The organism is Paenibacillus radicis (ex Xue et al. 2023) (assembly GCF_024722015.1).
Classification (GTDB): Bacteria; Bacillota; Bacilli; order Paenibacillales; family NBRC-103111; genus Paenibacillus_S.
This window is the reverse complement of record NZ_JANQBD010000045.1, coordinates 27,648-43,277: the sequence shown is the minus strand read 5'-3', so window position 1 is coordinate 43,277 and position 15,630 is coordinate 27,648. Positions and strand designations below refer to the sequence as shown.

The following is a 15,630-nucleotide window of genomic DNA, read 5'->3' as shown; positions in this document are numbered from 1 at the left end:
CAGCTCCCGCGCCTTCGCTTGGGCTACACCCTCATCCTTTGTAAAGTCTGAATATTCAATTAACTAATTTTTCTTATCGATCGTCCCGATGGATAAACCTGCCTTACACAAACTTCTTGACGCTACCGATATCAGCCAAAATACGTAGAATTAGCATGAGGAATTCCAGCTATAAGACTTGGAACGCTATGTTCGGAGTAACTAACTTGACATTTTCCTGATAATTGCACGGAGTGCGCCAGACTGCCATGCAATGCCGTAACCGAGCCCCGAGCCACGAACCCGATACCCGCGATGAGTACGCGCTGGAAAGCGACCTCATCTTATTCATCACTAAGAATATACAAGAATATGCAAAAAAGCCTTCAACTATTAAAGTGGAATTAAGGGCTCTTTTGCAACCATCTATTCAGGATAAAATGATGGAGGGGTTGTCTCAAAATGACTTTTGGGACAGCCCCTTTTTGTAATAAAGCAGGCATATATGAAATTAGGACAAGGACCCAAGACATAGCCTCAAGGCAGGTCCTTGTCCTTGAACTTCGCTCTGCTGGCGGCTGACTTAAGGTGTCGCGGTGGTTGCGGACGCCAGCCAATCCTGCAGCGTTGCTACAAGCTCAGGATGCTTGCGGCTTCTCGCCAAGAAGCCTGCCCCATGCTGCGGCATTGGATCTTGATCCGTAGGCTGATAGCGCAGATCGACACTCCAGCGCACCTCATTGGAGTTATTAGGCGTAGACATGTGAATACACCGGTCGTTAAACAAAATAGCGGAACCGGCTTTCACTGGCAGCGCAACAGTTGCTGTTGGCCCGAGCTGACTTTCCTGCAGTGCCGTATAACCGGTTCCTGTCGTAGTCTCCCGGTGCCATTCGAGCACTCGCTGCTTATGTGTCCTTGGCTTAATGTGTAAGCATCCGTTCTCGTGAGTGGAATCTACTAATGGAATCCAAACCGTGATTACAGGATTCGCATTGGCGTCAGGCCAATAGGATTTATCTTGATGCCATGGTACTGCGCCTGCGGCTACTCCTGGTACTTTGGGGCGAACGTTGTATACAGGATTGGAGAAGATTTCACCGCCGATTAAGGATTCTACCGCATCCAGAAGCTTGGAATTGCTCATCAGCTCAAAATAACCCGGAATACGGTCTCTCCAGCTGCGTCCATATTTCAAGAAATGCTCTTCAGTCAGTCCATTAAAAAGCTCGGCCAAACGATATTTAAAGGGGCGCTCCTCCAGCTTATCCTTGATTAACCCAGCCTCGTACAGGTTATCGGCAATTTGCGCCACTTTGGTACTCATCGCCTGCTTGGGACCTTCCAGCTCCTCCGCTGATAAATATTGGTCCAATACAAGATATCCTTCCTCATTATAAAATGCCATTTGTTCCGGTGTTAAGCTTCCTTGAGATCGTGTCATCCTTCGAATCACTCCTTAATAATAATGGTAATCGTTCATGATTTCATTATAAGAGGATTGGATGAGGAAGTATTTTGACAGTTGATCAATCATTTGTCATTTTTTCCGGTCATTGTGGCCGAGTCTGAAAGCTGTGGGGGAGATGCCATAGTAACTGGTAAAACGTTTGGAAAAATAATGGATTGAAGAAAATCCTAACAAGTCCGATATATCAGAAACGGAACGAGAGCTTTCCAACAGCTCGGCAGCGGCTTGCTTCATGATCGCTTTTTGAATAAAGCTTTTGGGAGACATCCCGCTCATTTTCTTGAACGATTCATGAAGCTGCGTTTTACGTATGCCCGATTGGCGCAAAATGTCGGTATAATTAATTGCAGGATTTTGCTCAATCAAGTCCATTAAACGTTGAATACGCGGGTTGAATGCATCCTGGCTCAGACAGTCTGAATAGAGCTTAAGCAACCACCCATGCAGCAGGCTTCGTGTAATTTGTTGTTTATAGGGATTAGCTGCTTGATTGTGGGAGGATACGATACAGGCGAACATTTCTTGCATAACAGGATACTGCTGGAGCTGCATGACACTAGGAATAACATCAAGCTCACTGCATGAATGAACAGGGGTCAACAAGGAAGAGTCGAAGTCAGCAGGATTCCAGGCCAAATGTTTGTTTGTTGCCAGCGCCGGTTCCTGCCATAGCTCGCAATAAATATTGTAGGAACGAAACGGCTGGACGGGATCGGGATAAAAAGAATGTACCTGCTCCGGACGAATAAAAAATAAGGAGCCTTTGTTAACTGAATACAGCTTGCCGTCTACCCGTACTTTACCACGTCCCCCGTCAAATAAATGAAAGGCGTAGCAATAGCCAATACGATTCTCCGAGAAGTGTTCGCCACTAAAAAACTTGTAATGATGAGCAACTCTAATGGAAGGCGTTATGTCCGACAGCTTGTTCAAACTATCACTTCTCCTAACGGGAGCTCCCTATTCTATTGATATTTGTTTGCGGTGCCATTTGAAATGAGGCTAGTTTACTACAATCAAGGTTAATTTTAAAGGATTTATGTAGAAAAGTCCCAATAAAACATTCAGCAAACATTCAGCTAGCGCTCAACTGGTATTAATGTCCTTTTAAGGAAAAGAGTCTATACTTCTAATTGTAGGTAAAATCCATATAAAGGTGGACATGACAATGAAACCATTCGAAAAGAAAATTTTAACAGGTGCTATTGCAGCTAGTTTATTATTGGGTGGAGCCGGATTGCTGAGCCAAGCGAATGCAGAGAATGCAACGACTGGCAGCACGGATAGCAAGATCGGAACGAAAGCAGCGGCTAAGGGTGAGCGTGGAGTTCATCAAGCACCAGGCTTCCGCGGAGGCAATATTTTAGATGAAACGGCAACGTTGTTGAGCTTGGATAAAAATGCGGTCTTCGATGCTCTGAAGGAAGGTAAATCCTTGCTGCAGCTTGCTGAAGCCAACGGCTTGACTAAGGAAGTTTACTTGCAAAAGCTGACTGATGCCGAAAAAACAGCGATAGCAGCGGCCGTTACTGCAGGCAAAATTACACAAGCACAAGCTGATAAAGAAACGGCTGCTTTGGCAGAACGTTTGCAAAAGGACATAGAACGCGCAGGCTTCGGCAAACCGGGAGAGGGACCAAAAGGAGGATTTCCTGGAGGGCCAGGAGGACCAGGAAGACCGGGCGGACCGGGTAAAGATGGTGGTTTCCACGGAAGCAATATTTTGAAGGAAACCGCAACCTTGCTGGGGGTTGAGCAAAGTGTCGTCAATGATGCATTGAAAGCCGGCAAAACTTTATCTCAATTTGCTCAGGAAAAAGGGGTAAGCGAGCCCGACTATCTGCAAAAGCTGACGGATGCTCAAAATAAAGCGATTGCTGATGCGGTTACCGCAGGCAAGCTTACACAAGAGCAAGCAGACAAAGTGAAAACAGGGATGGCAGATCGTTTGAAAAAAGAGGTTACTAGCACGAAACCTATGGGCGATGGTAAAGCAGGCTTTGGCGGCAAACCAGGCTTCGGAATGGGCGGTTTCGGCAATGCAGAAGCATTGGCCAAATCTCTAGGCCTCACAGAGCAAGAGCTGCAAACCGGCTTGAAAGCCGGCAAATCCTTAGTGGAAATCGCTCAGGAGAAGGGCATTACCGAGGATCAATTGATTACTAAAATTAAGGATGGCTTGACTGAACATATTAAGCAATTTGTTGAACAGAAGAGACAGCCGCGTAACGAAACAACTAAATAAATAGTAGGAGAAGCCGGTTGCTATAAGCAGCCGGCTTTTTTTGTAGTTGCTCTTGGAAGCGCGGAAATAGTAAAATACTGATGTTTGGGTGATTTAGTTTAATGCTCATAAATGTATATAATATGAGGTGAAGGGATTTGAGTTTGGTGAATCAGGGAATAAGCATGAACTTACTAGAATTCCCCTATTTATCGTTACGATTAGTAGTTTTATATAATAAAGTGGAGGTGTTAGTTAAATTTATCAAGGGAGGTAGTTAAAGTGAAGAAAATTTCTACTATTCTATCGGATAAAACTATACTAATCGTTCCTATTGATATGGGAAGTCTTTCGGGTGGAATCCTACAAGTTAATTATACTTATGAGGTTGAATGAAATCTCCCCGCAGCAAGCTGCGGGGAATTAGACACGTTGAGATTATGAAGTTAGGTGGATGTGAATACCTTGAAAAATAAACCTAAAAAAATTATACTATTCTCTATTTTATTTGTTATGATAATAATTTCATTTTATGCTATTGGAACTATAAGTAAGGTTAACACTCCTAAAGTCGAAGCATTAATGCTTGAGGAATTACCAAATGGACAAAGTAAAATAATAAATTCTTTAACTACAGAAAAGGGAACGCTTGAGTGGCTTAATAAAAAACAGTCTGAATTAGTATTATTAATAGCAAAACAAACGAAACTAGAAAGTAATGATGTTCTTATTGTTTTAGGCCCTATGTCAAATTTAAAAGATACTGGCAGTTATAATATAGCGTGTTCAGTCGTTCTGAAAACGGAGTCAACATTTGAAGACAAAATAATTAATAAAGTATTAGAAGATATAATTAGTACTATTACACAAGATTCGGTCGATGCGAAGATTAGCGAAGAGAATATTAGTATAGTAAATAGCAATGGTGTTAAGCTTCATTAATTAATTATTTTAATGCTCTTGATTTGATATTCAACTAACTACGTGCTTAAGTTAAGCAAGTAAAGATCGCCTATTGATGATCTTTTTTTGTTGCCTCTCACATAAAATGCTGGTGATTTTCTCACCGACAATGACGTGAGCGTTTGTGTGCCAACCGTGCCGTTCTGGTGAGCGGGCAAAAAGTTGGACCACCTAAGTGATGAGTCCAACTTTTGTCCTCATCCCCGATTGTAACGAGGAGAATCGGGATGGAATGAAGTCTCGATGGTTGTACCCCAAACACATAATAAAAGGTAAAGTTAAAAGATTTGATGAAGTAAACTTCTGGATTAAAATAGGGGAATTAGAAGTGCTCGAAGAACAAGTACAGTAATCTTATTAATAGAGCATTCGAATAAAGCATTTTTAATTTTTTGTTTTTGCAATTATTTTGATCAATGTATTCTGTGAATGGCTTGTGAAGGATTAATTCAATTCAAAATCACAATGCGACTAACTCTCGTGTTGTGGGTTCTTTTTGTTTTAGTCCTACACATTTCCGTGAATCAATCACGTTCAAAGTGCGATTCATGTAAAGTTGTATTATCTGCTAAAACGAAAACCAGCTGCAAAAGCTACGAATTCCGATACTCCGTAGGTGTCATTCCCTCCAGCTTTTTAAAGATCCGAGTGAAGAAGCCGGCATCGTCAAAACCAACATAGCCTGCAATCCACGCGATTGAAGCATGATTTTTACTTAGCAGAAGCTTAGCTTCCTTGATCCGCTGCCGTTGCTGAAACTCCGTCAAAGTCATGCCTGTTTCTTTTTTAAACTGTCTCGATAAATGGGCTGGGTGTACGTGGCAGGTTCGGGACAGATTTTTCAGGTTCAGGGGCTTGTTGAAATGTAAGGTTATGTATTCGGCAGCTTTATGAACAACCTGGGAGTAGCCAGATGTGGTATGACTGCTTACCAAATCGCAGTAATCATCGGACATGACAGCCATAAGGCTGTTAAGGGAATGGATCGTTTCGCAGCGCTCGATTTTTTTGGCGAACCGTTCGGAGATTTGATGAAGGAAGTAGGGTTGGACCTTTCCTTTTTCAGCTGCGACCCGAAAAAGTGTGTTCAAAATGACCAGGGCATTTTTCATGGCTCGTACAGGCTGATTCGGAAATCGCTCATGAAAATCAAATAAATTTTTAACCTTGGTATGGATGCTTCTTAACATCGCTTTATCGCCTTGCGCAACGGCTTGCATCATTTCTTTTTCTATTTGATAGCGGACGTCAATAATATCGATGAAGGTTTCATCCGGCTGCGCCTGAATTAGTTCCAATCCGTTTTTTGTAGAGGCACTATTCGACTCCTGCTGTGGATTGTCAACTACCTGGACGGTGGCCTGTTGAATGAAACCGGCTTGATCCAAAATATTGGCAATGCTTTGAATTTTAGAGCCGCTGATCAGCTTTAACCCCCGGTAAAAATCCTCTAATTGTATATGCTCCTTTTGATCGATCTTTAAATTGGAGTTATCAGGAAATTGCATTAAAAAAGGGCCGATAATCATTAGCTGAGCTTCATCTTTCCTCATTAAACGTGATAGATAGGTAAGTCCCCAAGGGTTGGTATATAAGTAACACAGCTTGGATTCAGGCTCAGACTTCTGGCTCAAGGCTGCAAAGTCTTGCTGCTGTACATCCGATAAAAACTCGGGCAAAGGATCATGTACATGAGCAATTAACACAGAAGGCTTCTTATCCAAAATATATGTATTTATATCGGTCAATTGAAAAATCGTCAAGCTGATGATGGTTAACTCTAGAGATATTGTTGTCAATTCAATCATTCCTTAATCAAGTTAAAATCATTATATAAATGCAAATATCATCCTATAATATATCTCGCTTTCCTTAGTATAATTCATCTTACAAACGCTTACAAATATGATTTATATAAAGGAGCAGACGAATATGTTATATCCCATTGTTACGGAAACAAGAGGAATTATTGATCTAAACGGAATTTGGAATTTTAAATTGGATGAGGGCAAAGGCTTTCAAGAAAAATGGTTCGAATCTTATCTTACCGATACAATAACTATGCCGGTACCTGCCTCCTATAATGATGTTGGAGTTAGCTCAGCTATTCGAAATCATATTGGGTGGGTATGGTACGAGAGAGATATTACAGTACCGAGCCTAATGCTCTCGGAACGTATAGTGCTGCGCTTTGGTTCGGCTACACATACAGCCAAGGTCTATATGAACGGAACGCTTATTCTTGAACATCAAGGAGGCTTTACTCCGTTTGAAGCGGAAATCAATGCCTACCTGCAAACTGGCAAAAACCGCTTGACCGTCACTGTGAACAATATCGTAGATGAGACCACTCTTCCTATCGGAAATTATAGCGAAAAGGAAGTTACGGGATTAGGCAAAATAGTCCGAAACAACCCCAACTTTGACTTCTTTAACTATGCCGGTATTCATAGACCTGTTAAGATCTACACGACACCGCATACTTACATTAAGGACGTCAGTATCGTTACGGAGCTTAATGAAACAACAGGAGCGGTTAACTATGCAGTGGACACGGTTGGTGAGGCTCAGATTAGAGTTGCCGTGATTGATGAATCTCATACGATTATAGAACAAGCAAGCGGCCAGTCAGGAACCATTTTCATAAAAGATGCTAAGCTTTGGGAGCCTCTACAGGCTTATCTGTATACGCTTAAGGTGGAACTAGTTAAGGACGGACAGGTAATCGACAGCTATGAGCAGCCTTTTGGAGTTCGAAGCATTGAAGTGAAGGATGGCAAGTTTCTGATTAATAACAAGCCCTTTTATTTCAAAGGATTCGGCAAACACGAAGATTCCCCGATACATGGTAGAGGTTTTGATGAAGCGGCTAATTCGATCGATTTCCGCTTAATGAAATGGATTGGCGCCAACTCATTTCGGACAGCTCATTATCCGTATTCGGAGGAATTGATGCGCTTGGCTGATAAGGAAGGGCTTGTTGTAATTGACGAAGTTCCGGCAGTAGGCTTGCATCTGAATTTCATGGCGACGTTGTTTGGAGGGGCGCCGCGGCGCAAAACATGGGAAGAGCTCCAAACTCAGGAGCAGCATCAACAAGTGATTCGGGAGCTGATTGCTCGGGATAAAAATCATCCTTGCGTAGTCATGTGGTCGATAGCGAATGAACCTGCATCCGAAGAAGAGGGCGCTGCTGAGTATTTCAAACCATTGGTGGATTTGGCCAAAGAGCTGGACCCGCAGAAAAGGCCTGTTACAATCGTCACTCATTTGTGGTCAACACCGGATAAATGCAAGGTGGCGGAGCTTGTCGATGTGCTTGCATTAAACCGTTATTACGGCTGGTATACCGAAGGTGGGGATTGGGAGGTTGCCAAGCACAAGCTTCGTGAAGAATTCAAAGGCTGGAATGAGCGATGCCCAGGCAAACCGATCATGATGACGGAGTACGGAGCCGATACGGTTGCGGGCTTGCATGATGTCGATCCTGTTATGTTTACCGAGGAGTTCCAAGTCGAGTATTTGAAGGCTAATCATGAGATATTCGATGAGTTCGATAACTTTGTTGGCGAGCAGGTGTGGAATTTTGCTGATTTCAGCACAAGCCAAGGTGTGCTTCGCGTTCAAGGAAACAAGAAAGGGATTTTTACAAGAGACCGGAAGCCGAAATATGCAGCACATGAATTACGGAAAAGATGGCTTGCGATTCCAGAATTCGGGTACAAACAGTAACTTATTTTGCAGAAAGAGGTTTGCTTTAAGGAAAGACTTAGGGACGATATGATGTCGTCCTTAAGCTCTCTGTATATTGAAAAGGGTTACAATGTTTCAAACGATAATTTTCATTAGTGACAATTCAATAGCGGCAACAGGAGGATGCACATGAGTCATATAGCCAATCTAAAAACTGCTGAAACAGTAGCTACAGCTATGCAAATTAGAAAATTCGGTATGAGAGACAAGCTTGGATATATGTTTGGTGATTTTGGAAACGATTTCTTTTTTATTCTGGTAAGTTCATTTCTAATGGTCTATTACACAGATATATTTCATATTAGTGCTGCCACTGTAGGTATACTTTTTCTAATCGCCCGATTATGGGATGCTTTTGCAGATGTGACTTGGGGTCGCTTCATAGATACGAGAAAACCCGGCAAGCACGGGAAGTTTAAACCTTGGATTTATAGAATGTCCTTCCCGCTTGTTGTTTCAGGTGTACTTATGTTCGTGAAAATTCCGGGTATGTCCGACGGTTTCTATTTGGCGTATGCGTTTGTCACTTATCTTGTTTGGGGAACTTTGTATAGTACTGTAAATATTCCTTATGGCTCTATGGCCTCAGTGATTACAAGCGATCCTGTTGAGCGTACAGCATTATCTACTTTCCGAACGATGGGGGCTATGTTAGCTAGTCTAGTCATTAATGTGGCAGGTCCGCTGCTTGTATTTAAAGACAATAAGGCTGATGCTAACGGCTTTCTAACGGCTTCGATTCTGTTTGGAATTCTTTCCATCTCTTGTTATATAGCTTGTTATAAATTATCTACGGAACGTATTACTGCTAATGTAGAAGAAGACAAGAAGTTTAGTATGACGACAACGTTGCGCGCATTTTTGAAAAATAAGCCTTTACTCTCGATCCTCTCGGCTTCTCTGATTTTTATGATGTGTACGATGCTAATTGGTGCTGTTAACGTGTATTTGTTCAAAGATTTTTTTGGCAGTGCAGCTGCGCTAAGCTTAGTAGGCATTGTTCAAGTGGCTGCTGCATTTATTGCAATTCCATTAGCCAAACCTTTGGTCGCCAAATTTGGGAAAAAAGAAACGGCTGCAGTAGGAATGTCGCTCGCCGCGGTTGTGTATATACTGTTGTATTTCTTCCCGCATTTGTCAGCTGCTCAATTTATTGCGGTTTCAGCAGTCGGCATGTTTGGATATGCTTTCTTCAATATTGTGGTTTGGGCATTCGTAACCGATGTTATCGACTACCATGAATATTTAACAGGATTGAGGGAAGACGGAACGGTTTATTCTATCTATGCATTTTCACGTAAAGTGGGACAAGCCATCGCGGGAGGAGTTGGTGGTGTTGCATTGGCGGCGGTTGGCTATGATGCGGCTCGTCATGTTCAGACACAAGGAGCGCTTGACGGCATCTATGCTTTAGGCACCTTGGTACCGGGGATTATTTATGGAGTTATTTTTTTAATTCTAGTGTTTCTGTATCCATTAACTAAACAACGTACGAATGAACTTGCTGATCAGTTGGCCGATAAAAGAATAGTTTAGAATTGTACCCATAAAAGTGCCTTCAAATCAGAGGGTGCTTTTTATTTGTGTGCCTGAAGACCTGGAGCCTACGTTGTTTACACAATCTAAGGGAGGCAAACGGCTGTGAGTGTATGATGTATTTTTGCGAAAAAGCATCCGCATTTAGTTAACTTTTCATTAAAAAAACGAATTATTGAAGAAAAAGTAGAATAATGACGAAAATGTTTAGTATTTGTTGAGAGGTAAACTTTAAAATAGGAAACATAATGGTTGTAAAGAACTAATATCAGTTGTGAGAGGGGTTAATGATGGTTCTTAAGGACTATAAGCTTGTAGAAATTTAGAAGGAGGTTGTATGGATGTTTAAAGGCAAGTTCATCAACAAGTGGATCGCAATAGCTCTTACGCTCAGTCTGCTTTTTTCGCTGCAGCCTAATTGGTTTGCGGGCGAGGCGAAGGCGGCAACAGTAGGTGAGGATAAGGAAGTACGCTTCGGTGCCGGTACAAGACTTGGAAATTTGTCGTATGATGCAGACAATGCATTTCTAAATTTTAATATCGGGACGGCTGGATTTACGAAAATAAGCTCTTCCGGAACTATCGATTGGGCTGATGGTGGCGTATATCCTAATGGTGACGACGGAGCTGGAGTCGATCTTACAATCAGAGTCCAAGACAATCCAACCCTGCTGGCCCTAGCCCAGAGTGAACATGCGGAAGCAGTTGTAGGTTGGAATAGGCTACTTTACAACGAATTTGATTGTGTTCTCTTTTGGTGTAAGACACGAGTTACATCAGCAACTATAGAGATTGATGGTGTGAAATTATCTGATAGCTCGCATCAAGGGACCACATCCGCGAAAAGCATGAAACGTATAATAACACCTACATCTGTTATTAAGGTAGGAGCTAGTGTTGAAGGACAAGGTGCTGGAGCAGTTGGAATGTATATCAAGTTTCAGGATAAAACCCGTCCGAGGCTGACTGGCTACACGTTTACGGGTAACGGGGCCGAGAGAGACAATACGAAAATCAATCAGAAAGAATTGTATGTGAAACAAAATGAGAACATTACCTTTGCCTATGAGTTCAGCGAGCCGGTCAAACCAACGACATTGGTTGCAGGCAATGCTGATTATTTTCTGCGTCATCCGTTGTTTGTCAATCCAGACGGGACAGGCTTGCCTACTGCTGGCGAGCAGCAATATTTGAAGAATGAAACCTATACGACAGCAAATTTAGGAACGCTTCATCCAAGCATTGTTTACCGCTACACAGGATCAAAGTATCACCATAGCGGGAATCTTCCCCTTGAGCCAAAAATGACAGGAACTACCTCTGGTGTAGCTCCTATCGATATGACCCTGGAGGAGAAATTGAGATCGGCGGATTTAACGGATGAAGCTGGTAATGCAGCTGTCATTGAATTAATCAACAAAGCAAATAGCTCTAGCAATAGTTATTTGAGAAGTAAAACAGTTGATCCTTTTGACTTCAATCATGAGGGGTATCGTGTCATTATAGATGCGGTTGCACCTAAGTATACGAAGGTCGGCAACGGGATTCAGCCGGAAATTCTCACTGGGGTGACGTTGAACAAGGATGATACCTTTGATTTCACGCTCCAACTAACCGAAGAGGCTGTGGTGAAAACTGGCTGGAAGGTTGAGGAAACGTTCCTTTATCTCAACAATGGCGAGAAAGCCTATTATGTATCTGGACAAGGAACAGCTAATTGGACGTTCAGAACCAAGATTCCCACAGGACTTAAGGTTGAGACCCCGCTGTTGAAGGTCATCGCTTTATCGCATAATGACAAGCCAGATTTAACTGACACGAACGTCATTCAAGACTACGCGGGCAATATGCTGATTCAACCAGCCAATTATTATGGCATCCATGAGGATGGAGACCGATCTAATGTCAATTCCAAAATTGATGAGGCCAAGCTTTCCATAGACAATACGAAACCGGACATTTCCTTCCATTATGAATCATGGAACGGACAGGGCGAGCAGAAATTCTTAAAGTTCGAAAAGGTCACTATAGACGCCAATGATCCGCCCTTACTTATACCTTTCTTAGATCCGAATGTTAGCGAACGCGGCAAGGAAAAGCCGAGCAATGGCATCTATCGTCCTTCCAATATGACGGGGCCTGCTTCTCCATCTGTAGGTCTAGTCTACTACTTCTGGAGTCAAAGCCCAGCAGATCCCTTTGCTTCGAAAAGCGGCGATAATTTTGCAGCGGTAAAAAGGTACACTCTCGCGGGGAAACAGCCAAGAGAGGAACTATACCCTGGTGATGAATTTGCAAAATTTAATTTTAGTGTTGTGAATAACAAAACCAACATGATTGCCCCTCCGGCTGAGGCTTTAACGGAAGAGAACAGCGGTTTATGGTATTTACACAGCTGGACAGCTGATATGACTTGGGATTCGGCAAGAGAACTGATGCAATATGATAAGAAGAAGAGCTATGTACAGAGCCACCCGAATGAATATGAGGCTTGGAAAGCCGAGGCAGCAGGCTCTGAAGCGGAGAAAGTGTTTTATGCGGACAATAAAGCACTTGCAAAAGTCGGGCAATATGGCGAATTAGATGTTTGGCCGCTTACTGATTACAAAAAAGAAGATTCAAACTGGTCCTATAATGTGGCAATGATCAAGCTGGACAATAAAGCTCCAAAGATTACCATAGATCCGGCTGTTGGTGACAACACGGCTGATGTTAAGGTGCAGGTAACCATCTCAGACGATCAAAGCGGAGTTAAGAGAAGCTTTTATCAATGGATTAAGGAAGGTCAGGAACCGACTGAGCAATGGAATTCCATAGCGTCGGCAGCAGGACAGGTACTTTCTACCTTGAATGAGGTAATTGAAGATGGAAAGTACTCGTTATATATCAAATCCGAGGACTTAGCAGGCAATGAACGGGTTACCAAATCCGCTAATGCTGTAACCATCAACTCTAATGTTCGTATCCCTGTAAGTTTTTCACCTGAAGCTAATCCAAACTATGTTAAAAGTCATGATATTGAATTCCACATCAGCGGTCTCGGATCCACACAGAGTGTTACAGGAGCAAGCTACGGAAATTCCGTTTCTAATTCGACCTATGGGTCGCAGTCAAATTCCGTTAGTTCAGTAACTTACTCCACTTATTCCAGCCTCATGGCTGGTGTGCCGACTGTTAGTTATGCTTTCAACGACAGCACATTACGCCCAGCTAAGAGTACGGACTTTACTACATATTCTGAGGCTAATGGAAACCGGACCTACGTTGTCCCGGCAGATGTGAAAATGGAAGGTGAGCAGTACATTCATATTAAGGTGAGGGAAGCCGATGGTCGTGAAAATTACTTCTATAAGAAGTATTACTTCGATAATACTCCACCCAAGGTTACTTTCAGCACGAATGGAGTTGCTTATCCACTCTCTTCTCATAAGGTAATCGTAAGTGTTGAAGATGCCGTCAGCAAAAACGTGACTCTTAAGAAATACAAGTGGGTTAAGAATGGAGAAGCACCTCCTTCAGAGGACCCAGACAAATGGACGGATTTGCCCGCTACAGGTGAAACCGAAATTACTAATTCAACTTTGGCAGTCGGGGAAACTAAAGATTTCCAATTATATGTTTGGGCTAGAGACATTGCTGGAAACAGCATAATAACAGGCACATCCGGGTTCTTCAAGGTTTCCAAGAACGGAGGAGTGGAAGTGCCGCCAGCTGAAGGGAAGTCTGATTTGATCTATGTGTATGGAGACAATGAAGATGGATATACCGCTATTGTGAAGCTGAGTCTCGACACATTGGATAAAAGCGGCTATGAATATTCCGTATCTCCGGATGGTGGTCAAAGATGGTTGAAATGGCGCCCTTATACGAACTTTGTCTCAATTAAGGTACCTACGAATAAGGTAACGGATCTCCATATTAAGGTGAAGTATAAAACACCTGGCGGAGCAATTGGAAAGGAAATAGATTTAACGAGCGGTTCGGTTCAAGCCGCAGAGCCTATATATGCCTTGGCAACTCAAAGCACTTTAACACCGGTAAACCCGACCAAAGGGGTAGATATTGACATCGCGGCTCCACTCGGGATTAAAGTAGTGGCCTCGGCTGTGAATCCATCCGTTCCGGTTCGTACAAGCAATAAATTCAACGTTAAGACTAATGGCTACTATTCCTTTGACCTTACAGATACATCTGACGCCAGCAGAAAAGATACGCTATATGTTGTAGTCAGCAATGTGGATGGGGAAGCGCCTGTTGGCAGCATTACCAAATTAATCACAGCCAAGACTAACGGCAACGTTTCGGTAAAGCTCGATGCTTCAGAGCCTATCCTGATTACGAATAATGATGGTAAAGCTGTTCACACCTTCACAGAAAACGGGTCGTTTGAGTTTGAGTTTATGGATGAAGCGGGCAATACGGCCAAAGCACCAGTCACAGTTGACAATATTTACAAGGAAGGACCGCAGGTCAAGGTTGTACGCTCCTATGCATATGGAGAAAATGGAAGCCAGACTTTTAAAACGATCAAGGATGGAAACGGGAATGTCCTTCTAGCCTCAGGTGTGACTCTTGAAGTGCAGAACGTAAATTCTAGTTCCCCAGCCTTTAGAGTGCCGGATGGAAAAAGAGTAGTTTCGTTGCAGCAAAATGGTGTGGCCTCCTTTACGGTGTACGATGATTACGGCAATATGACGACGATCAAAGAAGAAGTAAACAATATCGTCTCAGCCGTTCCGAAAGTGGATCAAATCATCTATACGTTCGTGGACGATGCGGGTAACGAACTGCCGGCAGACAAGCTGGTGAATATCAACGGTCAGCCTTATGCGAAGGGCAATGTGAAAGTGACACTGAGCGGGCATATGGATGCACCGAATAAATTGTTTATGGGTGTTGTTCCGGATTTGGACAATTATACGAATCAGATAAGTGGTCAGGATGGGAAGTTTACTGTGTCCAAAATTTATTCGGCACAAGGCTCAACGCTTATCGGGTTAGTGGACGCATTAGGGAATGTCAATAAAGTTCCTGTCACCATCAAGGGACTTGATAACAAAGCACCTGAACTCCAGCTGAAAATGGCTACCGTGGCTGTTGCACAAAACAAATCCAACTTTGATTTCCGGGTAGATTTGGGCGGGTTCACAGTAAGTGATAATATCTCCCAACCGGATCAGATTAATGTTGCGATCAGCGGATTGGATCTAACGAAGCTTGGACGCCAACGGGTCACTTATACAGCGAAGGATCAGGTTGGCAATACAACAGTCGCCTACCAGGATGTAGTCGTTGTCGGTTCGGATGGCATGCTGATCTTTGCTAATGACATCCTCATTTCCAGCTCCAGCGGAGAGACGGCACTATTTAACACCAATAAGCTGACCTTTGGCATTTCAAGATACAATTTGATGGAGGTTAACGGTCAGGAGCGGGTCAATGAATGGGGAACCTTCGATCTGCTGTACCAGCCTGGCTTATATCGCGAAGGACAAATGAAATATTTGGCAAGCAAAGTTTCCTACAAGGAACTGCTGAACGGCCATTATGAAGTCACTTTCCCACAGGTTGGCTGGTATACGCTGATTGTAAGAAACCAGGAACGTGAACGTGAGTATGCAACCTTCTTTATTGGAAAAACGGAATAAAAAGAATGGCGGCAAGAAGATGAAGGATGGGACATGGGAGTGTCCCTTCTTCACTT

8 protein-coding genes are annotated in these 15,630 nt (G+C 43.0%); 5 read left to right on the top strand and 3 right to left on the bottom strand.

What is annotated here, in order from left to right:
- Positions 1–562: 562 nt before the first annotated feature.
- Together NV381_RS35640 and NV381_RS35635 are read right to left on the bottom strand one after the other, a co-directional pair.
- Positions 563–1,423, bottom strand: coding sequence for a phytanoyl-CoA dioxygenase family protein (locus NV381_RS35640; RefSeq protein ID WP_258218025.1), 861 nt, complete (start codon positions 1,421–1,423; stop codon positions 563–565).
- Positions 1,424–1,519: 96 nt separating this feature from the next.
- Entirely contained in the window at positions 1,520–2,383 is an 864-nt protein-coding gene (locus NV381_RS35635; protein WP_258218024.1) for an AraC family transcriptional regulator, read from the bottom strand.
- Between the two features lie 235 nt (positions 2,384–2,618).
- On the opposite strand from NV381_RS35635, the gene NV381_RS35630 reads away from it, so the two are divergent.
- On the top strand, positions 2,619–3,695 hold the full coding sequence (locus NV381_RS35630) for a hypothetical protein (protein WP_258218023.1): 1,077 nt from the start codon (positions 2,619–2,621) through the stop codon (positions 3,693–3,695).
- Positions 3,696–4,139: 444 nt separating this feature from the next.
- Positions 4,140–4,616 carry a hypothetical protein gene (locus NV381_RS35625; protein ID WP_258218022.1) on the top strand — a complete coding sequence of 159 codons (477 nt, stop codon included), beginning with the start codon at positions 4,140–4,142 and terminating at the stop codon, positions 4,614–4,616.
- A 614-nt stretch (positions 4,617–5,230) separates the two neighbouring features.
- Here NV381_RS35625 and NV381_RS35620 read toward each other — a convergent pair.
- Complete coding sequence (locus NV381_RS35620) at positions 5,231–6,436, bottom strand: AraC family transcriptional regulator (RefSeq protein WP_258218021.1); 1,206 nt, start codon at positions 6,434–6,436, stop codon at positions 5,231–5,233.
- A gap of 133 nt (positions 6,437–6,569) precedes the next feature.
- On the opposite strand from NV381_RS35620, the gene uidA reads away from it, so the two are divergent.
- The 3 genes from uidA to NV381_RS35605 all read left to right on the top strand — a co-directional run bounded on the left by uidA (position 6,570) and on the right by NV381_RS35605 (position 15,574).
- Positions 6,570–8,369, top strand: coding sequence for a beta-glucuronidase (gene uidA, locus NV381_RS35615; protein ID WP_258218020.1), 1,800 nt, complete (start codon positions 6,570–6,572; stop codon positions 8,367–8,369).
- 150 nt (positions 8,370–8,519) lie between these two features.
- On the top strand, positions 8,520–9,926 hold the full coding sequence (locus NV381_RS35610; RefSeq protein ID WP_258218019.1) for an MFS transporter: 1,407 nt from the start codon (positions 8,520–8,522) through the stop codon (positions 9,924–9,926).
- A 341-nt stretch (positions 9,927–10,267) separates the two neighbouring features.
- Positions 10,268–15,574 (top strand): hypothetical protein, encoded by a 5,307-nt coding sequence (locus tag NV381_RS35605; RefSeq protein ID WP_258218018.1) that lies wholly within the window; start codon positions 10,268–10,270, stop codon positions 15,572–15,574.
- The last annotated feature ends 56 nt before the right edge of the window (positions 15,575–15,630 follow it).